18 protein-coding genes are annotated in these 20,605 nt (G+C 53.5%); 2 read left to right on the top strand and 16 right to left on the bottom strand.

Going from position 1 to position 20,605, the window contains the following annotated elements; genetic code table 11:
• The 7 genes from ABHR76_RS06595 to ABHR76_RS06565 all read right to left on the bottom strand — a co-directional run.
• Positions 1–389: glucose PTS transporter subunit EIIB (locus tag ABHR76_RS06595; protein WP_346977122.1), on the bottom strand; the 389-nt coding region annotated here is incomplete at its 3' end.
• 184 nt (positions 390–573) lie between these two features.
• Positions 574–1,545 (bottom strand): LacI family DNA-binding transcriptional regulator, encoded by a 972-nt coding sequence (locus ABHR76_RS06590; RefSeq protein ID WP_229025934.1) that lies wholly within the window; start codon positions 1,543–1,545, stop codon positions 574–576.
• Between the two features lie 185 nt (positions 1,546–1,730).
• Positions 1,731–2,402: a helix-turn-helix domain-containing protein gene (locus ABHR76_RS06585; protein WP_138375008.1), complete on the bottom strand. Its 672-nt coding sequence runs from the start codon at positions 2,400–2,402 to the stop codon at positions 1,731–1,733.
• Between the two features lie 315 nt (positions 2,403–2,717).
• Positions 2,718–3,386 carry an RloB family protein gene (locus ABHR76_RS06580; protein WP_138375007.1) on the bottom strand — a complete coding sequence of 223 codons (669 nt, stop codon included), beginning with the start codon at positions 3,384–3,386 and terminating at the stop codon, positions 2,718–2,720.
• A gap of 1 nt (position 3,387) precedes the next feature.
• A complete protein-coding gene (locus tag ABHR76_RS06575) occupies positions 3,388–4,605 on the bottom strand; it encodes an AAA family ATPase (RefSeq protein ID WP_171021537.1) in 1,218 nt (405 codons plus the stop codon).
• Between the two features lie 562 nt (positions 4,606–5,167).
• Positions 5,168–5,527, bottom strand: a complete 360-nt coding sequence (locus ABHR76_RS06570; RefSeq protein WP_138375005.1) for a hypothetical protein — start codon at positions 5,525–5,527, stop codon at positions 5,168–5,170.
• A complete protein-coding gene (locus tag ABHR76_RS06565; protein WP_138375004.1) occupies positions 5,511–7,685 on the bottom strand; it encodes a hypothetical protein in 2,175 nt (724 codons plus the stop codon). Before ABHR76_RS06565 ends, ABHR76_RS06570 begins: the two co-directional genes overlap by 17 nt.
• Before the next feature lie 564 nt (positions 7,686–8,249).
• On the opposite strand from ABHR76_RS06565, the gene ABHR76_RS06560 reads away from it, so the two are divergent.
• Complete coding sequence (locus ABHR76_RS06560; RefSeq protein WP_346977121.1) at positions 8,250–8,921, top strand: hypothetical protein; 672 nt, start codon at positions 8,250–8,252, stop codon at positions 8,919–8,921.
• Between the two features lie 183 nt (positions 8,922–9,104).
• A complete protein-coding gene (locus ABHR76_RS06555; RefSeq protein WP_346977120.1) occupies positions 9,105–10,520 on the top strand; it encodes a transglutaminase domain-containing protein in 1,416 nt (471 codons plus the stop codon).
• A 185-nt stretch (positions 10,521–10,705) separates the two neighbouring features.
• On the opposite strand, the gene ABHR76_RS06550 is transcribed toward ABHR76_RS06555, so the two are convergent.
• The 9 genes from ABHR76_RS06550 to ABHR76_RS06510 all read right to left on the bottom strand — a co-directional run.
• Positions 10,706–11,758 carry an NAD-dependent epimerase/dehydratase family protein gene (locus ABHR76_RS06550; protein ID WP_346977119.1) on the bottom strand — a complete coding sequence of 351 codons (1,053 nt, stop codon included), beginning with the start codon at positions 11,756–11,758 and terminating at the stop codon, positions 10,706–10,708.
• A complete protein-coding gene (locus tag ABHR76_RS06545) occupies positions 11,751–12,464 on the bottom strand; it encodes an IspD/TarI family cytidylyltransferase (RefSeq protein ID WP_346977118.1) in 714 nt (237 codons plus the stop codon). Before ABHR76_RS06545 ends, ABHR76_RS06550 begins: the two co-directional genes overlap by 8 nt.
• Positions 12,465–12,466: 2 nt before the next feature.
• Positions 12,467–13,312, bottom strand: coding sequence for a LicD family protein (locus tag ABHR76_RS06540; RefSeq protein WP_346977117.1), 846 nt, complete (start codon positions 13,310–13,312; stop codon positions 12,467–12,469).
• 42 nt (positions 13,313–13,354) lie between these two features.
• Entirely contained in the window at positions 13,355–14,773 is a 1,419-nt protein-coding gene (locus tag ABHR76_RS06535) for a lipopolysaccharide biosynthesis protein (protein WP_346977116.1), read from the bottom strand.
• A 64-nt stretch (positions 14,774–14,837) separates the two neighbouring features.
• Positions 14,838–15,833: a glycosyltransferase family 4 protein gene (locus ABHR76_RS06530; RefSeq protein WP_346977115.1), complete on the bottom strand. Its 996-nt coding sequence runs from the start codon at positions 15,831–15,833 to the stop codon at positions 14,838–14,840.
• Between the two features lie 269 nt (positions 15,834–16,102).
• Entirely contained in the window at positions 16,103–17,047 is a 945-nt protein-coding gene (locus tag ABHR76_RS06525) for a glycosyltransferase (RefSeq protein ID WP_346977114.1), read from the bottom strand.
• Positions 17,048–17,095: 48 nt separating this feature from the next.
• Positions 17,096–18,073: an EpsG family protein gene (locus ABHR76_RS06520; protein ID WP_430392688.1), complete on the bottom strand. Its 978-nt coding sequence runs from the start codon at positions 18,071–18,073 to the stop codon at positions 17,096–17,098.
• A gap of 107 nt (positions 18,074–18,180) precedes the next feature.
• The gene (locus ABHR76_RS06515) at positions 18,181–19,386 is read right to left on the bottom strand and encodes a glycosyltransferase family 4 protein (protein ID WP_346977113.1); all 1,206 of its coding nucleotides are present in this window, start codon (positions 19,384–19,386) and stop codon (positions 18,181–18,183) included.
• Positions 19,386–20,605: sugar nucleotide-binding protein (locus ABHR76_RS06510; RefSeq protein ID WP_346977112.1), on the bottom strand; the 1,220-nt coding region annotated here is incomplete at its 5' end. The genes ABHR76_RS06510 and ABHR76_RS06515, both read right to left, overlap by 1 nt.

Below are 20,605 nucleotides of genomic sequence, written 5' to 3'. Positions count from 1 at the left end.
ATAATGCCCAGCAGCAGACCCGAAGCCACGATGGCGGGGATGATGGGGACAAAGACGTCGCCGAGCACCTTAATGGCACGCATAAAGATGTTCTGCTGCTGTGCCGCGGCCTCCTTGGCCTCGGCCTTGGTGGCAGCCTCGACTCCGCTGAGCGCAATGAACTCTTCGTAGACCTTGTTGACGGTGCCGGTGCCAAAAATAATCTGGAGCTGGCCCTGAGCCTCAAAGACGCCCTTGGCGCCGTCGATATTCTCGAGGGCCTCCTTGTTAACCTTCGCGTTATCGGCAATCACCAGGCGCAAACGCGTGGCGCAATGCGCGGCAGAGACGACGTTGTCGGCGCCACCGATATTGTCGAGCACCTCTTGGGCTGATTTGCGGTAGTCCATGACTTCCCCTTCCTCCAACGGGCGCACGTGCACCCGGCCATCTTTGACACTTACACTGTAATCGATTTCAGTTTCATATGTGTGTAATCGTTTTCATAGTAGGGTGAACGGTACGAAATAGCCGGCGAATGGTAGTTTTGAGACAAAAACTGGGGACTCAAAGGCAGGCAGACGCGTCCAAGGCCTAGACATTCATGAGCTGATGCCCAAGTTTGAGCGTCTTGAGACCGCTCTCCCCTTCCTCGCCATCGAGCGTATTGAGCAACATATTGGTCGCCTCGACGCCACTGGTCAGGTAGCCATAATGCACGGTGGGAATGCCGCCCGTCAGCGCGCGCAAAAACGCGTTGTCGCCAAAACCACTCACGCGGTGTATACCCTCGCCCATGCCGCGAACCTCATCGATGGCACGCAGCGCGCCCGCCGCCATGGTATCGGTCGCGCAGGCGATAAACGAAACATCGGGAGCGACGGAAAGCAGCTCACGCGCCGCACCATAGCCTGAGTCGAGCGTAAACGAGCCCAGGCGAATCAAGGCGGCATCGAGCGGGTTGCCCGCGGCGCGCAAGCCGGCCTCAAAACCTCGACGACGGTCGAAACCGGCCGCGCGGTCCTCATCCGTAACTCCGATGTAGGCAATCTTGCCATCCAAGCGACCCGCAAGCGCATGGCCCAGCTCAAAGGCAGCCTCGTAATCGTCGTGATAGACACATGCCGCGCCCTCGACATGTTGGCCGATCAACACAATGGGCACGCGGCACGACTCAATCGCGCGACGGTGCTCGTCGGTGATCATGGTTGCCACCAGCACAATGCCATCGACCGGGTGGTTTTGGAATAAATCGAGGTATTCGAGCTCACGATCGGCCGCGTTGTCGGTGTTGGCAAGGAGCATCTGGTAGCCACGACGACCGAGCACCTGGCCAATACCGGCGGTAATGCGGCTCACGGATTCGGAGTTGATCTTAGGTACGATGACGCCAATGAGCTTGGTGGAACCGGTGCGCAGCGCGCGAGCCTGACTGGACCGCACGTATCCGGTCAGCTCGATTGCATGCTTAATGCGCTCGGCCTTGTCCGCCGAGATATATCCACCGTTGAGGTAGCGCGAGACGGCGGCGCTCGAAACGCCCGCCAGCTCGGCCACATCTTTCATCTTTACCACGAGCACCCCTGTCATTGAAATCGCTTTCACCATGATACCCATGCGGAGCGACATGCGTGTCGCAAGACAGGACGTCACGGTCAATTTAGCTGTCGTAGCACGGGCATCGCAGGGCTTCAACTAAAAACTTCGAAATATAAGTGCCGAATCAGTTAAACTGCCGATTCGGCACCCCGTTACATTTGCACACAGTGGCATGCAAAATCCAACTCGAAAACAACTAACTCACTTTGGAAAGACGTATCGCTGTCCACTGCCAATTCCGAAGGAAGAATTGCCGGCAGCGTCAAAGCCCCCATGGGCGAAAGTCCAGTAACGACCATCAGATATCTCTTAGCGTGACCATACGCCATGGAAATCGCATTGGAGAGAAAAAACGGTGCCTCATTCGAATAACCGGAAATGACCTGAGGAATGATTTTGATACCCAACGCAAGCTCAAACTTTGTGACCGTTTTCAGCGTCATGTTGGGCTGAGAATTCAACAATTTCGAAAGCGACTGAAGACTCACGCCCATACGTTTTGTCAGCTCGCTTTTACTCAAGCCCGAGCGCTGCATCTCGCGATGAACAATATACTCAATATCTAGTGCTTGCTCATAGGCACGGGTATCGCTCGTTTCCGTTTCCGCGTAAAAGTCTAGATTTGCATACTCTCCCTTGCGATTTCCCTTCTCAACTTTAGGAAACCCAAGTCGATAAGCACGCAGACGAAAATAGATGCTGTTCTTTTCCAGGTAAGCTCTGGCATCGTCTTCGCTCATCAGCAAGAAATGGACACCTCTCGATTTGAGACGGTCAATCTGCTCGGACGCCGTAAGCCACGGCTTTGTATTAGCGGCGGCCATTAGATCTCCGTTCGCGCTGATTGGCTCGAGATACTATGTAAGAGCGTTTAACTGGGCGAATCACCTAGATATGACTGTTACGCCGAATACTCTTCAATAAAGCCTCTCTTCATAGGCGTAATGAAGAAAGGCGGCCATCCGGAAAACAACCGCCTTTCTGTAGGACGCAGGCCCGTAGGTTGGTTGCGTCAATACCGCTAGATTCGCCCTAGTCTCCTATAGGGTCCCAAAAGGTCAATCCAGTTAAAAACGGCAGGCAGCCCAAAACAACATCTTTCATGAATCTCCAGACCTATCGAGCCCGATCGAACTCGGCTATCCAACCAGATACGGCCCGATTACATCGAAAATTTCGCCCACCTTAGTTGCAGGGTTTTGCGCAGATGGCTTAATGTTACCCAGTTCCCTATGGTACGCGACGAGGCGCCCAGCACGCTCCAATGCTTCGCCTCGCCTATCATCCACTGCCCCAAACATCCCGTCCAGGTTCTTGCGGTACTCGATGCCCAAGTTCTTCGACATCTCCTGCGCGAGGGCATGCTGGCAGTCGGACGCGGACATATGCGCGGTCGTGTAGCGAAAGTGCAAAAGCGGCCACAGCTCGAAGCAGGGGTTCGACCACAACGCATGGAAGGTCCTCGAACCATCGGAGAGCTCGTCACATTTGCGCTTCATCGCATCAAAGTCGGACGCAGGAAAGTCATCCTTGTCATACACGAGCCACACGTGATCGAACGTCTCGGGCGCATAGCGACAGTGTTCGACGGCGAAGTCAAGCAGGTCAAGCGTGTGTCTGCCGGTCCCCTTAACGACAATGGCAACCTTGCGCTCGTTCGCCGCGCCCAACGCCGCACGCACGCCCTCAAAGTAGCGAGGCTCGGTCTCCTTGCCCTCGCTCACTACAAGATGACGCGTCATCTGAACCATGCGCGAGCGGCCCTCTCGCTTGCCGCTACGCCAGCCCTTCGACTTCTTCACCACCATGCTAATCCCACTCCTCGATGCGGGTGAGGTACGGATCGGCGCCGTAGCGACCGGACAGGTATTGCTTGTCGAAAGCCGCGTTCTTGCTTACCAGATTACCGTTTGCCTCGTGGATATCGGCGAGAGACCACAGTTGGCTCGCCTCCCCCTCGCCGCGTGCAGCGAACCATATCTCGTCACGGCGGAACACATCGTTTCGCATGGTTGACACATCCTGGGACGAGAAGATGAGCTGCGCGCCACTCTTGTTGACCTCAGGATCCTTAAACAGCAGAATCACATAGCGAAGAAGCTTCGGGTGCAGTTTGGCGTCGAGCTCGTCTACCACAACGGTGCCACCACGCTCAAGCGCTGTCATCAGATACGCAGCCAACCCCATGAGCTTCTGGGTACCGGCAGATTCCTCGGATAAACGCAGCTCGTACGCCTTGCCCCTCACCTTGTGCCTCACGAAGACGCGCTGGCCGCGCCACTCCGGCGCCCTCTCCACTCTGAAGCCATCAATACGCACATCAACGGCGCGCAAAAAACGCGTGACCTCGCGCGAGTCGCCCTCGTCGAGCATTTGCTCGAGCATCCGCTCAAGGTAGGAACTGTTGTAGTTGAGAAACACAGCGTCGAGAAACCAGCTGGCCGCCTCCTGGACCACCGGCGCATCGAAGTTGATGCAAAGGAACGATAGGTACGGCAGGCTCGGGTTGAACCTCGCAGCCGTCACAAGCTTACGCAGTGTGGGGCCGAGTTCAACCTTTGTATCCTCGCGCTCGAACAGCATCGCCGTACGCGACGCTCCCAATTTACGCCGCCACAGCCCTTCGGACACGATCTCATCGGCGTGTACAGACAGAACATAGCGGTACTCATGCTCGCCCGCGCGGTAATAGAGCTCGAACTCGGTGGGCTCGGCAGCAGACACGTCATCAAATTCAAACGCCGAACAACGGGCTATCAAAGGGCGATCACCCGCTGGCGCATCAGCGCTGGCAGACAGCAATCTAATTGGTCTGGCCACCGCCGAACGAACGTAATCAAGAGCCTCGAGCAGGTTAGACTTACCACCAGCGTTGGGCCCGTACACCGCAGCCACCGGAAGGAAACTCTGCCCGTCGGAGCACTCGATGAGGGAACGCTCAAACTCCTTCATCGGCGTCGCCTGCATGGAAAGCTCAGCCTCGTCGCGATAGGACCGATAGTTCTTAAAGGTGAACTGACAAAGCATGGTACTCAACATTCCTTTCATTATTTTGAAAAGATATATCAGAGTTTTTCTTTGATTATAGACTTTAAGTAGTCTAAATCAAGTGCTTGCTACACCAATGACAGCAGGCGCAAGGTGCCAAACCGCCCATACTCGACCATCCCATTGCCGAAATGGCGTTTAGCTAACACGTCACACATTACATGCATGAAAAAAGGGCAACACTCTCTTACAGAAAGCGTCACCCTTAAAGCTCCCAAAGAGCTTTAATATTGCGCTATATACTATACACCTTAATGAAGTGAAGCAGAAAAGAGGCCCCAACTCGTACTGCATCGCCCTAGCGGTTGACGAGTGCCAACGCATAAAAGCACTCTACATACCCGCGCCCGCAGCGACCCGAAAGACGGCATCGCACTCCACGAGGACACATTAGTCAAGCGTCTCATACACAAATTCGCAAACAACCATACTACCAATATTCGAAGCAGCCCTTATCAAGACGTTATCGGGAGTCATCTTTAAAGATACCTCAAACTAATCGAGGCTTATGAGTCCCCAGAACCCCTACCGTTTCCGGGCTCTATCCCAATTTCTCATGTAGATCCTTTATGGTCTGAGCTTCATTTAAAAAGACCTGATCAATTTCAGCGTTGAGGTCATTGACGTAATCCTCAGCGACCTTTTTATAAGTGACATTCTTAACCGAGGAGTCAATCTTTAATTTCAGGCTGAATCTTTGCTTGAGCTGCTCATCCAACAGCCAGCGAAATAACTTGCGTAGAGAGGTCTGGTCGCTTTTCGCAAAGTCGATGTCCAACTCTTCCGGAGCGTCTTCAAAGTGAAGGACCTCATTGCCCTCCGAGTTCATACGCAACGTAACCGTAATCACGTGTTGGTCGGCACCGGCGTTCAGAACGATTCCGTTAGTTAAGTTTTCCATAAACAATCTCCCTGTCGGTAAATGCATATTCCCCGCCCTCAAGAGTGTCCATACTCACTTGTGTCCACACCTTAGGCGGTTTGACCTCAGCAATATCCCTAAGCTCATCGCAAAAGGGATTACCCACGTAGGTACGATAGCAACCGCCATCGTATTCGCGATAAATCGATTGCCAGGGCAAAGTACGAACAGCAATGTTGGCATTATGGGTGGACACTATGACAATTTTATTTGCTTTCGCCAGCTGGTTGATTCTATCTACGATAACCTCGTTGATAAATTCATTGCCCATACTTGCCTCAGGCTCATCGAGGATATAAATGGAGGCATCATCGTCGAACAGGGCATGGGCAAGAACAATCATCGCCCTCTCCCCGTTAGAGGGCTCATAGCTCGAATCTCCCCCACAAGACACATAGGAGGTAACGCCCAGACAGTCCTTAAGCGAGGCAATTCCCATCTCATCTGTCATCTTGTTAACCTCGGCTATTTTCGAGGCCAATGCCCCACACGGAGTTTTGGCGGTATCCGATGCATTGCCGATTGCCGCAACCAACGATTTTAGATTCTTGGCCTTCACCTTATCGCGAAGATAAGAGACCTTCGTTCCCTGCGACGGATTTATTAAGTATTTTCGATGTTGTACAACGTCGCCCTTTTCAGCCAGACGTCCGAGTACCACTTTTTCCTCATAAGGCTCGTTTTGAAAAGAATCGGAAATCGAATTCAAAATGGATCTCGCCTTTTTGTAGCTTAAGGCAAAAGCCGAAAACCCGGTTCCGGAAGGCTTTGTAGGACTCCCCGTTCGCGCAGTGATGTAACTTTTCATTTTCTTGACTGTAAAACACTCGAGATGAAGTGCGTAGGCGTCAACGAAACCGGATCGCACATAGGATTGCGCGTTCATACATACTCTCAGAACAGCAGATCTAAGTTCACTGAATTCGTTAGAACTCAAGCAAGCCTCAACAATCTTGTTGTTAAGAATATTATTAGCGCTAGATATCAATGTCTTATAGTCATCGATAAGACATCTCATCGCGTCAAGGTCCGGTTCTACAGGTGCAGAAGCCAAGGCAAATCCGAAGCGAGCCGTGTCCTTTTTCTCGACACTGTATTCTTCCCAGCTGATGTAATTGCTAAAAGGAGTTACTGCCGGTTCATTCCACGCTCTGATGCCAGCGAATTTATCACTCGCGTCGTCGACGCCGAGTTTAACAAAGTCCTCCTCTTTGGGATTCACGTTCACCATTTGTTTATACTTGTCATTGTTTTCTGACGCGTAATACGAAGAGACATCGGTCCACCCCTTCGCCCGAAAATGATTCTCTATCTTTTTTAGAAGCGCCGTCTTCCCCGTGCCTTTGGCGCCAAAGACGATGGTGACGTCGTTGTAGACGGGGAAGGTAAGCTTCGCATCGTCATCGAACAAAGTGATTTCAACCTGCTCTGACGTTTTCTTGTCCATAATGGATTTGAGAACTTCAGGTGTCTTTCTAAGCAGGAGCAGAAACTGGCTGAAGCTCTTGACCTCAAGTTTAATCTCAGGAAGGGAGCACTCACAATACTTGCTCCAGTCTTTGACGTCCGAGCCAATCAGGCAATCGACCCCATCGGCATACATGATGCCAGCGCGCTTAAGGTTTGAAGGCTCGAAAAAGAACGGGGTTTCTACTGGAAAACTCGCTTTCAGTGCTTGATTATCGGCGTAAGGCAGTGCCTTATCTTTATAAGACTTGCCCTTGAAGGGACGGTAATGAGATATCACGATGAAATCGAACCCTTGTCCGACAAATGCGCCGGCAAGCTTATCCCAATCAAGAACAAAATCATCAGGATGTGTGCATTGAACCAGGCCATTACAGACATCAGAAAACTGCTTCGCATGCACGGGGTCAGCAATAACGATTACATGGCCGACAACCCTAGACTTGCCTCGAATATCAAGCTCTATGCCCGGCCAGAGATCGATTCCCTTGGCTGACGCTTCAGCTACGCATTGCTTGAATATTGAAAGGTCGAAGAGGTTATGGTTTGTAATGGCGGCGATACCAACCTGGTTGCCTGCTAAGGCCTCAGCCAAGCTGGCCGGGTCAATATCGCGCCCTCCATCGCCCGATTTCGCCTTGATGGTATGGCAATGCAAATCAATCTTCATACCAGATTCCTCTCATACGATAGTGTCGAGAAAGTTGATGTAAGCCCGATTCGAAGCGAGTCGGTCCGCATCCCAAACCTGAATATCATTAGATATCCTATGCCGCCCCTATTTCACCTGCAAGCTCGAAGATGGCCCCAATCATCCGTCCTGTCCCAATCCACTTTGCACCCACACCGGAAGTTCGAACTTGACGCTGAGCAAATCCTTGATAACCGTACCGTTCGACATCGCGGCGAGGCCCTAACACTCCGCACCACTTCCAACACGCGTCTGAAGAACGTAGCCCCGCTGAGGTTGCGCAGGACAGCCTCAACTGTGAGCTCGCCCCCAATTTCGTTATTAGCTGGCAGCAGCCGACACTCCCCTGCCCGGAAACAGCCCCCCCCCGGAACGCTCCACAGACATGCACCCCAGACGCCGAGGGCGATCACAGCCCCCGGGCAACACCAGCGACCCGCACCACTCCCGCACGAAGATCCCACCAGTCGGCCTTACCTTGGCGGCAAACAACCCGGGCGCACAAAGCGACCCAGGGCACCTCCACCCAAGAAAGGATCTTCTATGCTCAAAGACGGCATCGCATACCTACTCAATTTTGCACCCAAGGAAGCATACATCGACGACCTAATAAACGGTCGCCTCTACATGAACGCGGCCGGCTACTATCATGGCCTGCCTGGCGAACAGGGCGATCCGCTCGAAGCTTCCATGGCTCCCGGGGTGCGCCTCTACAGATATACTTCCCTGCCCATCTACTGCATGTATACGGTCCGCGAGAACGATATCGTCGACAACGCCGTGAAAATCCCGAAACGCATGATCCAGGAGTTCGGATGCGAGGACGGATGGATCGGCATTGTGCAGTACGACAGCTTCGCGCGCCTCGCCGACAGACACACCACCGACGACGGAAGCATCTACGCCCACGGTCCCATCTCCTACGGCGTTCCCGGGCCAAAACTGATACGCGAGATCTTTGAGGGCATCCCGCACAATCTCGTTATCAAAACACCCAAGTACGCATATCAGAAGGAGTATCGAATCATCGGGTCGCGACCGGTCGAATGTCGCCTTTTACCAGACGAGAATCACCTAGGCTGCAAAATTGAAAAATACGACCACGCAGAACTTGACCTAGGCAGCAGCCTTGCGGACTTTTCCTGGAAGGTCTCGGTGGCGAGTCTCGAAGAAGCGCGAGACGGCCTTATGCTGGATTTGCCGCATCAGGCATAGTCAACCCAACGCGATTCACAACGTCACCGGGCAACCAACCATCCCTCCCCTCCCCAACATCCCCCAGAAAGTTCGCTGATGTTGACTGGGGTTCCCGTAAAATAATCCCCAATAAAATATGTGCGGAGTGCAGGCCTGGAGCTGCCTTCGGACCCTATTGACTGCTCACCGAGAGGCTCCGCTATGAAACGACCCCTTTACTACCTGCTCTGCGCGATCGCGTGCACGTCCATGGTCGGCGCGACGATGCCCATGGCAGCCATCGCGGAGGCAATTCAGCCCCAAGAGACCACCGAGCAGCAGGCGCAAGCCGACGCCACGAGCAGCGGCACAGACAAGGCTGAAGACGGCACCAACACAAATGCGACAGCAGATTCCGCAGAGGACAGCACCGCAACATCTACCGGCACCAGCCAGACCGACCCCGCGGACGCCAACACCACAGACACCGCCACCCCCGGCACCGCCGCCGCAACCGGCGCGGCCACCACAGCCCCCACCCCATCCCTCCGAGCCCGCACCAACCCCACGCCCGCCGCAATCTCCACCACGTCACAAACCACCTACGCCCACTCCGCCACGGCAACCCAAAACGGCTTCACCTTCACCGTCTCGTGGAACGACGCCCCCGCGGGCACCGTGACGATCTTCCACGTAACCCAGGCCAACGGCTCGTCCCAGGCCAAGGCGCGCATGGACGTGCCCACCTATTGGGACGGCGGCAGCCAGGAAAGCGTCTGCGACCCGTCGCGCCCGGCATGGGCCAGCTACTGCAGCCTGGGCACCGCGGGCCACGACTTTACCTTTGACTTCACGGCATCGGGCACCTACCGCATCTACTTCTACTTCATGGACAACGACAGATACGACCCCCAAAACGACAAGGGGATCTACTACCTGCGCACCACGGCGGAGGTGACCGTAAACGACGCCGCCCGCCCGAGCGTCACGCAGATCGTCAACAACGCCGTGGCCCAGTGCAGGCAACAGACAGACGGCTCGGAATACGACATGGCCTTGTGGCTCCACGACTGGACGCTCGACCAGCTGGAGTACGACCACAGCCTCAACTGGTGCTCGGCCGAAAGCGGCCTCACGCGCCACCAGGGCACCTGCGAGAGCTACCAGCGCATCTACTCCAAGCTCCTTGACGCCGCGGGCATCGCCAACGGCCGCATCACCGGCAACGGTCACACCTGGAACGCCGTAAAGATCGACGGCAAATGGTGCCAGATGGACCTAACCTGGGACGACACCAGCGACAACTGGTACGGAGACCTGGACCAGCGCCATCTGTACTTTGGCCTGACCGACGAGCTCATGGCAATCGCCCACTCCGATCACACGGCAAACTACAAGAAGGACAGCTACGCCTACCGCCCAACCGACCTGTCCAACAATTACTTTGTGCGAAATGGCAAAGCCGATGAATGGGCAGAGAAGTATGCCGATCGCATTCAGCAGCACTTGGATGCCAAGGAAGAAAGCTTTTCCATCGACGCCGACAACCAGTCCTTCCCGCCGAGCATCTCGGGGATTCAGAACGGGATTGTTGCTACGCGAAGCTCCAGAACAGAAGGGTGTACAGATCGTTCCTAAATGGTTGCAATTCGCTGTTTAGTTATATGGAGCTAAAGCCGGTAATAAGAATTAGCGCACTAACATCTATACGTTAGTGCGCTAATTACAAAAGTAGCGGATTGCTATCAGATTGGAAGCCGGCGATACCAACGGCATCGGTCGCTTGCCAACCTATCATCAATTCAACACACGATAAGAGAAGGCTATAACAAGCCCTTCAGCAAGCTCATGGTCGAAGCGATACCATTTTGAATGTCGTAAAGAGGATGCCAACCTAAAGCACGAGCCTTAGATCCGCTCATAAGCGCAAGCGTAGCTTTGGAATAGCCAGCTGCCTCAGCTGCATCAGGCAAATCAAACACGACTTTTACTCCGCCAAATTCGGCTACAAGAGCGGCAAGGTCCCTCAAAGCAATGTCAGACCCCTCATCTGCCAAATTGTAGGCCTCACCGTCCATGCCCAAAAGAAGGACATGCAGCAAGCCGGAAACCGCATCTGCTACATGAAGATAAGAGAACCGCTGTGTACCATCACTCTTAAGAACAACGTCCTCCCCCGCAAGAGAACGATGCATGAACTGAGACAATGCCTTCGAATCATCAGGCAAAAGCGTAGGGCCGTAAACGCGAGCAATGCGCGCAATCACAGCATCAACTCCGCGCTGCGAACGATAGGCCTGACACATAGCCTCACCCAAACGCTTTGATTCGTTGTAGCAAGCACGTAGCGTGTTGCAGTCGATATCCCCGCAATAGCTCTCATCAAAGCGCTCGACATCACCCCTATTCTGACCGTAAATCTCGACCGAGGAGGCGAATAGCAGGCGTGCACCGCAGTCCGAAGCATACTCAAGAAGATTCTGCAGACCATCAACGTTACCGCGAATAGTCCCTATTGGATCAGTCGCATACTGACGAGGATGGGTAGAACTTGCCAGATGCAGAACATAGTCAGCAGGTTGCGAAGGTCGGTAATTAGGTGAAATGACAGAGCCTTCCTCGAAAAAGAAATGCTCGTCTTCAAAATACGGCAACCTAGCGCGCGCCTTCTCGGCACTACGCCCAAGCGCGATAACTCTACAGCCAAGACCTTCTTTAATATTCTTGCGCATTATCACATCAACAAGAAAGGCGCCAATCATTCCCGTCGCGCCGGAAATGGCAACTGACTTACCAGCAAGCTGCCCCCATGGCAGGTCGAGAGCGCAGACAGCATCGACGCCACTGAGGTAGGCCTCGTCTTTAGTCCTATTCATTCTTCGCCCCCTTTGCGGCCAACAGCGCCTTAAACATCTTCAAGTCGCTCTGGGTAGTAATTTTGAAGTTCGTCTCATCGCCCGGTGAAAAGTGAATTGCACGGCCACGTAGCGTAAGCAGCTCAGGAGCGGCAGCGGTTTCAACCCCGTTCTTCTTTGCCCATTCATGAAGCTCGAGGATATCTCCTAAATGAAACACGTGCGGTGTTTGAGTGCGTTCAAGGCTGTCGCGGTCAATAGTCACCTTTGAAGTATCCGGATCCTTGGCATCTCGTTTAGCGATGACCTCGACACAAGGAATACATGCGACAGCATCCCCTTTCGCTTCAGCTACTCCAAGAGCATTAGAGATGATTTCCTGGGAAACGAAGGCCCTATTACCATCATGGATAATAACGAAGTCATCGTCCTTACCGAACTCCCTGATTTTAGACAGGGCATTGTAGATAGACTGCTGACCGGTCTCACCGCCAGGAACTATTGCTTTAAGCTTGGTGATACCGAACTCGCGCGCATAGGCGCCCAGAATTGGCTCCCATCCCTGAAGGCATGAAACAACAATCCCATCGATGCCAGGATGACGCTGAAACGCTTCTAGCGTATACACGATAATCGGCTTGTCATTTACGTTGATGAACTGCTTGGGAATCTCGTTCGACATCCGAGAGCCCACACCGCCGGCAGTCAGGATTACAAAATTGGCCATCCTTATTTCCTTTCTTCTGTATCGACTTTCCAAGCTTTCATCCCGTGCGTAATTCGCTGATCCTCAGGCGGCAGTTGCATATAGTCGCCGTAGATTCCCGAGAGATATTCATCCCAGCAGGACATGCAGCTAAACTCTTTTCCCTCGAATTCGAGCTTCACGGTCTTCTCGAAACCAGCGAAAGAAACTCTCTCGCCGACTCCGTACAGGCCCCACGTAAGAACTCCGACAAAAGGAGTCGAGCCATAAGGCAAATCCCTCGCCAGTTTATCGAGCAAACGCCCGCAATGGCTCACAGCATGAAGCGCCCTGAGCACGGGCCCCATAACATACTTAAAAGCTCTGCGGGCCCGACTATGGCCCGATTCCGCTGTTGTAGCGGCGACCATCAATGTTTTCCTGATAGTCAGTGCCTTGGAAAACAGCCGCGCTAATTCCTTTTCGTCCGACGGCAAACCATCGACTGGAAACACATCGAGCCAAAGATATGTCTGCTCGTTTTCGGCCTCAGCTTGAACAGCTATTCGTGGGTCGACAACCTTAAGCAGCGGTGTCTTGTAAAGCTCGGTCCCGGGATATGGCATCGCCTCGAGTCTTGTTGCCTTGGAATCATCCTGCAGCAGTTGAATGAGCATGTCCCAATCCGGCCTAGGCATACAAATGTCGATATCATCGTCCCAGGGAATAAACCCTTTGTGACGGACAGCACCTAGAAGCGTTCCCCCGGCAAGCGAATATCGAAGTCCATGCTCATTGCAGAACTCATCAAAATCAACCAATGTCTCAAGCTCTTCGGCGTGGATTTGATCAAGCGTCAGATATGCATGCTCAGTATCATGCGAACTCATTTCATAAATTCCTTTCTATCAGACAGTAAATTGTTGAACTGTTTAATTCAGTCCGCCCTTCAGCTTTCTAAAAGAAGCTGCGACACTCCGCGTCTCGCTTTTGAACACGAAAAGGAACAAGACATACATCGCGAGATAGCACAGAGTGGCGGAAATACCTGGGATCAGAATTCCCGTCATAAGGAAACCCAGACTCACCAGAACCTCGCCAACGGGGAGCATCGATCGCCCCTCGCCAATCTTCTTGGAGATGATCTCCTCGGAGACCAGACTCCTAAACGCCAACGCCACAACAATGGAGCAAATTACCACGTCGACGCTGCCGAGCGCATAAACACCAAGAAGCGTGCCCACGGCACTAACCGCGGCAGTGGCGATATTGACTCTGAGCAGGGTCTTTTCCTCGCGAAGTACCTTAAAGAACGTGGTTCCCAGAAGGTTCATCTTGCCGTCAAAGACGCACATGGGAAGCAGGTACACAAAGAAGTGAAGGCTGTCCCCGTACTGCGGAAGCCATTTCCCGATGAGCCAAATCATAGGGAAACAAAGGACATAAAATCCGGGGAGAACAATCGTGAGCGCATCCCTCATGGCGGAAAACACCTTGCGCTGCTCGGCGTCGCCGCTCTGACGAAGAGCGGGGAAAAGCACCATGCTCGCCTGGGAGACGAACGCTAGGAAGAAGTTCACCATCGACAGCGAGAAAGACAGCTTGCCAAAGGTTTCGATACCCCACTCGGCATCGATTAGGAAACGCGCAAAACCCAAGATGAGCATGCTTGCGATATTGGCAAGCATGAGCTTAATGCCGACACGGATGTAGCCGAGCCCCGTGCGGGCGGCCTCCCGGGACGAACAGAGGCCCGCCGAGAGAATATCGCGCCCTCTCCATGCGCAGTACGCAAGCGAGAAGCAGTGGGAAATGACATAGAAAGCCACAAATGGGCGGAAGTCGCCGCAGCGCAGGATGATCAGCACGGCTAACGGCACGAGAAAGGCAAGCTTGTTTACCATGACGGCAAAAGAGTAGAGCTTGGTCTCATTCATCGCCTGGAAGACATACCCAAGCGCATTCCACGCATATGAGATAATCATATAGATAGCCGTGGCCGAGATAACGAACTCACGCTGCTCATCGAAACCGGATAAGCGACATCCAATTGCTATGGCAACGGCAATGGGAACCTCATAGGCGATACCAAACCAGAGCGCGGAATTGACCTTTCTCCTATCAATCTGACTGCGTCCCTTTCCTCCTTCGACCAGATACATTCCATCGGCGATTCCAAGGGAAAAAAAGCCTGTGTAGCTTGAGTAAAACAGAAAGAGCTGCCAATAGCCGAATCCCTCAACTCCAAGGACCTTAGGCACAAGAAGGGAGGTCAACACGCTTAGAAGAAAGCTGAATCCCTGAGACGCAAAGGCGGCGACAGCATTTCCGGCTAGTTCTCTTATTTTCATAAATGAGTAATTCGTCCTTTATCCAAAGAAACGGCAAATCGTCGTTCCGTAAGCCTTTTAGTTCCTAGCGATGGGCAAACTCGCGCTCCATGGCGCTCAATGCTCTAGGCAATGAGCATTCTTCGCGCGCCCGCTTGTTCCCAAGGGTCGCAATCCGTCTTGCCTCAGATGGATCAAGCAGCAGCCGCACTAAATTAATGGAGAGAGATTCGGGATCATGGACCGGAGACAGTAGTGCGCACTCCGCGTCCGCGTATTCATGCACTCCTTGGAAATCCGTCGAGACAAGCGCGCAGCCGCAGAACATCGCCTCGGGACATGTGAGGGCAAATCCCTCGTTGATGGTTGCGCATAAGAACACTGAACTCCGGGAATATATACTCCTAAGTTGATCCTGACTGGCATTACATGTGTAATGGCACCATTCAGGAAGCCAATCCGGCCTCATAGGGCCACCGAAGATATTTACTTCGAGGTCGGGAACCCGTTCGCGAGCGAGCTTGAGGGCCGCAAGCGCATCCGAGAATCCTTTATGTTCGCCGGGGTGGTAGAGAACCGCCACTGCGTGATCTCGGCGCTCCTCCCCAGTGGGGTAGAAAACGTCTCCGTCGATGGGATTTTTCACCTTGTGCGGCTCGGTCCCACTTGCACGCTCAACGATATCTGCAAGCCAGTCGCTTACGACGATATTCGACATGCCAAGCCGGTACGTATCCTCAACCTCCCCAGCGGATGTGCCCCAAGTCTCGTAGCCTTGGATAAAATAGTGCTTGATGCCCTTGGCGGCCGAAAGAGCGGCGACGGGCCGGGCGGATCCAACCCATGTCGCCACTACGTGGTCGGAGTCAGGCATCGTAGCCTCGTTAATGCCGAAGATGCAATGTTTCTCAACCCTAGAATCTAAGTCGAACCAGTTCGGCCTATGCCTCACGAGTATTTGCGAGCCAATCTTGCGCGCAAATGTAGGTAAGTGATATTTCTTGAGCATGTTCTGGCAATCAAAGCAAATCGTGACCTCGAATCCTTTTGAGGCAAGATGGTTCGAATACATGAACACCATCTTGGCACCACCGGTGGCAGTCCTGGCAATACCGGGCAGGACGAAAGTGACCCTCGTCCTGCTCATAGCGCCATCACCCTGATAGTTGCGAGAGCGCCGTTGCAGAAATCGTCAGCTCCCATATCGTCAATGCAAATCGTTCGTGATCCCAGGCGCGTGTTCTTTCCAGGACTCTTCTTTCGCCAACCTATCTTTACCAATCTCAGCTTGGCTTCATCCTTAATGCCAAACAATGCTCCACCTTTCATGTCATTCACCTTGAAAAACGCCTAAACGCTCAGGCCCTCTAACCAAGCGAAGGCAATATCAAGTAAGGGCCCCCGCGTCGTCTTGTAGAACCGGCGATTCCTCAAACAGGCTACTGCCGCCCCAATGCTTCCAGCCTCAAGAAGCCTCTTGCGCGCATCGAGCCATTCCTCGCAGGACAGTAAGAGTGAAAGTGACTCAGAGCCACAACGCTCATCAGCCTCTACGAATCTTTTTGCGTGTTCTACAAAATCGATGTAGTAATCCACGTCCGCTAGGCGATCAGCCTTTGTCTGCTTCTTGCGATCAGAAGCGTTGCCATCATGCCTTCTAAACCTCACAAGACGTTGGTTGAGAACGGCGGCACCGTCCTCGAGAACGGCATACCTCCAAAGAACCGCATCGTGTGGATAAGTGGACTCCCAATACGGAAGAACACGCTTAACAAAAGCGCCACGCACGCAGTAAGAGCAGCCAGGATGTCTGACATACATGAAGTCGGGCCTCAACTGATCGCGCTCCAGGCGATCCGCACCTAGCGCGGCCTCCACCGAGCCGGCGTCTGACTTGCGGGAACCTTCCTCATAGAACGGCTCAACAGAACAGGCAAGCAGATCGAAATCAGGATTCGACTCCATTACCTCAACCATGCTTTCGATCTTGTTCGGATTCCAGATATCATCCTGGTCACAGGGGAAGATATAAGTCGCCTCACAATGCGAAATCAGCCTTCTGAAATTTGCTTTCCAACCTATATTCTTGTCATTGACTGAAAATTCAAAAGAAACAGGCGAGTCCTGATGTTCAGCAATAAAATCACGGACGATTTTCGGCGTTTCATCGGTCGAGCAGTCATCGCTTATAACAATCGAATCAGGCAACTTTCTTTGAGAAAGCAAAGAATCCAATTGCTTGCGAACGTATCGAGACCCGTTATACGTTGAAAGGACTACAGCGACACTTTTCACATGCGCAGTAGCTCCTCTAGATGACAAATCAAAGTCCATATATATCGTCTAACTCCAAAGGAAATTATTGGTCAACTCGGTGACAAGCACGATGTCAATGACACCCTTGTAAAGAATGATTTGCGTAAAAACGAGCCACGCTGAAAACAAAATGCCAATGGCCTTTATCTCAGTACGAGGAAAGCCAGACGAAAAGTCCGACCCATCGAAAACAAAAGATGAAAGAAATATCAAGATGAGCAGGTTGCCGCATCGAATCGGGCGATAAAAGTTCTGAACAGAAAGAGGGAGCATCGCCAAAAGCGGCAGATACGCATACTTAGCGCTCTCAAAATAACGTCGAAAACGTAATGGCGCGCTATCGAGCCTAGACAACTCCGTACAATGCCGTCGAGACGATGAAAAATAAGAGAGCGCAACGCCGCCAACACCGGAAACAAAATAAGGAATCCATCCAAATCTGCCAAGCTCAGTCATATATGCACCCTGTTTAACAGAGTCGAGAAGGAACGAAGATATATGCTGAGCCAGTCCACTGTAGACAGCAATCAAAACGAAAGCAGCAGCTATTAATGAAACCCGAAAGGCATTCCGCTCATCGAGAAGACCAACAACAAAGACAATGAAAAGAAAGGATGCCGGATGAATAAGCGTCGCAATATAAAGACCGATACCGTATTTCAATCCATAGAATTTCGGCTTATCGATAAGAAATCGTAAAGAATAAATAGCGATAGACGCCGCCAAAAAAAACTTAAATTGGACTACGTCATACATAAAAGGCAGAAATGCATAAAGCGCTAAAACAATATTTGGACACGTAGAGTAGCGCCTGATAAATAGGGTAATCAATCCAAGACCGACAGCCGAAAACAACATCCTGAATTGCATGAAATCAAGCCCAAGGAACCAAGCAATCTGCTCAGCGGCAAGATACCCTGCATTAATCCCTGATGCATCGAGCAATTTAAAGTCGTATAAGTATTTATATAGAGCATAGTCGGCATTGGCAGTATTAAGGCCCATCAAAATCCACAAGGAAGCGAACGCTATAGCGGTAACTACACGCGACTGCCTTTTCATAAAGCAGAGAAGAGCCGTGGCAACGACGAGAGTGAAACTAGGAAGCACGATTAATTCACCCTCTTGTACAGATTTATCAAATTTCGCAAATACTCCTCATCATCAATTCTGATAGGAACTGGCGAAAGCTGCCTATCAAGCATCTCCCGCATTGCGCGCTTGAGGTCCTCCACGTCGCCTGTCTTGAACAGCAGGCCGTTAACGCCCTCTTCAACATAATCGCGAGCAGCGCAACGATCGGGCACAATGCACGGCACTCCCTGCTCAAGCATCTGCAGTGGCGTGAGCGGGGCCGCCTCGTGCCATCGCGACGGTTGCACCATCGCGATGGCACGAGTGGCCCCGCGAAATTTCATTTCCTCAGGCTTTAACCAACCAGTAAAATCAATACATTGGGAGTATCTCTCCTTAAGCTCAGGCAGCATCTCACCATCGCCGATAACAATTCCTTTAGCGCCCAGTGAGGTCACAGCCTCGCAAAACATATCCGCACCCTTCTCGGGGCTAACGCGTCCGATATAGAGGAATGCATCCTTTGAACACGAGGCATTAGTTACTCCGAAGTCGATATGATCGATCGGATTGTGAAGAACCTCGTAGGGATAGGAGCTGTGGAGAAACGGAACCAAGATATCGCGACAATACTCTGACACAAACGCATAATGAACCTTTGGATTATTTCTGACCCATCTATCCTGCCTAGCCTGTCGCACCATACGCCAAAGCTTTTGGACATAGCTACGCTTATCGCAACTGCAAGCAATGCAAGAAGCCGACATAGGGAATCGTTCACAAATGCACTTCTGGTTATAGTTGTAAAATCCGCCATTGGGGCACACGGCAAAGTAGTCGTGCACAGTCAAGAGAAGCGGGTTGCCGCTCTCGGTCGCCGCAGCGAACACCGCACTACTCAGCACCTTTGTCCAAGTATGCACATGAACGATGGCGCCGCAAAGGTCAGCCCGTCGGAGCAGGTCACCAAGCGCCTTATGAACGCGTGCGTTCCACACACCGTTGCGTATAGCATCAAGCCTCGAAGGGTCGCTGTTGATGGAAGGAATGCCGAGACACACCGCTTCAACGTCGGATTCGGCAATCTCGTCGCAAACGGGACCCTCACCGCAAAAGAAGACAACTTTCTGCCCATTTGACGCGAGCAAGAGCGCCGTCTTAATGGCGACAGCAGTTGCGCCGCCTTCGACATATCCGAAGTCACTGGCGATGATTATCGGTCTGTTCTGGTCCAATGGGGCCACTATCCAATCAGCTCCTTAACGTACTCCCTCAGCTCCTCCTCCCAGTCGGCCATGTGGAAGCCGACCGACTCGAGCCTGGACAGGTCGAGCGCGGAGTGGACCGGGCGCGGGGCGATTGGGCCGGAGGCCTCGGCGTAGTAGTCGGCGGTGCTGACCGGCACGACCCTGTCCCCGTTGCCGTTGGCGGCCTCGAAGACGGCGCGGGCGATGTCGGCCCAGGACTTCACGGCGCCGGAGCCCGTGCAGCCGTAGGTGCCGTAGGGAGCGTGGGTCCCCAGCACGTGGAAGATGGCCTGGGCCATGTCGCGCGTGAAGGTCAGGCGGCCCAGCTGGTCGTCCACGACGGTGATCTGCTCCAACTTGTCGTCCGGGTCGGCGACGCGGTCGGAGAGCGCCTTCATGGTCTTGACGAAGTTGTGGCCCTCGCCGATGACCCAGCTGGAGCGCATGATGTAGTGGCGCGGGCATCCCGCCACGGCGATGTCGCCGGCGGCCTTGGTCTGGCCGTAGACGGACAGCGGAGAAAAGGGCTCCTCCTCGGTGTGCACCTCGGCGGTGCCGTCGAAGACGTAGTCGGAGGACACATGGACCAGGGTGATCCCATGCTCGGCGCAGGTGCGTGCGAGCAGGGCGGGACCGGTCGCGTTGGCCTTCCAGGCGATGGCGCGGCCCTCGGGGGTCTCCGCTTTATCCACGGCCGTGTAGGCGCCGCAGTTGATCACGGTGCCGTAGAGCGACCAGTCGTACTGCGCATAGGCGTCGGGGTCGGACATGTCGAAGGTGTCGATGTCGCAGAAGTCGAAGTCCTTGGCGACGCCGCGCTCCTCGGCGAGCCTGCGGACCGCGTGGCCCAGCTGGCCGTTGCAGCCGGTGACGAGGGTGCGCTTCGGCGCCATCGGGACGACGTCGGCGAGCATCGGGTGGTTGAGGTCGGCCTCGGATACGGTGGCCTGATCCAGCGGGATCGGCCACTCGATGGCGAGCTCGGGGTCGGCGAGGTTCACGAAGGTGTAGGTCCTCTTCAACTCGAGGGACCAGTGGGCGTCCACCAGGTAGGTGTAGGCGGTGCCGTCCTCCAGGGCCTGGAAGGAGTTGCCCACGCCGCGCGGCACGTAGATGGCCTTCGAGGGGTCAAGCGTGCAGGTGTAGACCCTGCCGAAGGTCGCGCTGCCCTCGCGCAGGTCGACCCAGGCGCCGAAGACGCTGCCGCGGGCCACGG

The organism is Collinsella aerofaciens (genome assembly GCF_039752985.1).
GTDB lineage: Bacteria > Actinomycetota > Coriobacteriia > Coriobacteriales > Coriobacteriaceae > Collinsella > Collinsella aerofaciens_BT.
The sequence above is the reverse complement of the archived record's forward strand: the minus strand, read 5'-3'. Positions and strand labels throughout refer to the sequence as shown.

What these genes read in the sequence shown, in the direction of transcription:
- ABHR76_RS06520 (WP_430392688.1), bottom strand. Translation starts at nt 18,073, where the DNA reads ATGGGCCTTAATACTGCCAATGCCGACTATGCTCTATATAAATACTTA.
- ABHR76_RS06545 (WP_346977118.1), bottom strand. Translation starts at nt 12,464, where the DNA reads ATGGCCAATTTTGTAATCCTGACTGCCGGCGGTGTGGGCTCTCGGATG.
- ABHR76_RS06580 (WP_138375007.1), bottom strand. Translation starts at nt 3,386, where the DNA reads ATGGTGGTGAAGAAGTCGAAGGGCTGGCGTAGCGGCAAGCGAGAGGGC.
- ABHR76_RS06565 (WP_138375004.1), bottom strand. Translation starts at nt 7,685, where the DNA reads ATGAAGATTGATTTGCATTGCCATACCATCAAGGCGAAATCGGGCGAT.
- ABHR76_RS06590 (WP_229025934.1), bottom strand. Translation starts at nt 1,545, where the DNA reads ATGAAAGATGTGGCCGAGCTGGCGGGCGTTTCGAGCGCCGCCGTCTCG.
- ABHR76_RS06540 (WP_346977117.1), bottom strand. Translation starts at nt 13,312, where the DNA reads ATGAGTTCGCATGATACTGAGCATGCATATCTGACGCTTGATCAAATC.
- ABHR76_RS06585 (WP_138375008.1), bottom strand. Translation starts at nt 2,402, where the DNA reads ATGGCCGCCGCTAATACAAAGCCGTGGCTTACGGCGTCCGAGCAGATT.
- ABHR76_RS06530 (WP_346977115.1), bottom strand. Translation starts at nt 15,833, where the DNA reads ATGGTGTTCATGTATTCGAACCATCTTGCCTCAAAAGGATTCGAGGTC.
- ABHR76_RS06555 (WP_346977120.1), top strand. Translation starts at nt 9,105, where the DNA reads ATGAAACGACCCCTTTACTACCTGCTCTGCGCGATCGCGTGCACGTCC.
- ABHR76_RS06575 (WP_171021537.1), bottom strand. Translation starts at nt 4,605, where the DNA reads ATGCTTTGTCAGTTCACCTTTAAGAACTATCGGTCCTATCGCGACGAG.
- ABHR76_RS06550 (WP_346977119.1), bottom strand. Translation starts at nt 11,758, where the DNA reads ATGAATAGGACTAAAGACGAGGCCTACCTCAGTGGCGTCGATGCTGTC.
- ABHR76_RS06560 (WP_346977121.1), top strand. Translation starts at nt 8,250, where the DNA reads ATGCTCAAAGACGGCATCGCATACCTACTCAATTTTGCACCCAAGGAA.
- ABHR76_RS06570 (WP_138375005.1), bottom strand. Translation starts at nt 5,527, where the DNA reads ATGGAAAACTTAACTAACGGAATCGTTCTGAACGCCGGTGCCGACCAA.
- ABHR76_RS06535 (WP_346977116.1), bottom strand. Translation starts at nt 14,773, where the DNA reads ATGAAAATAAGAGAACTAGCCGGAAATGCTGTCGCCGCCTTTGCGTCT.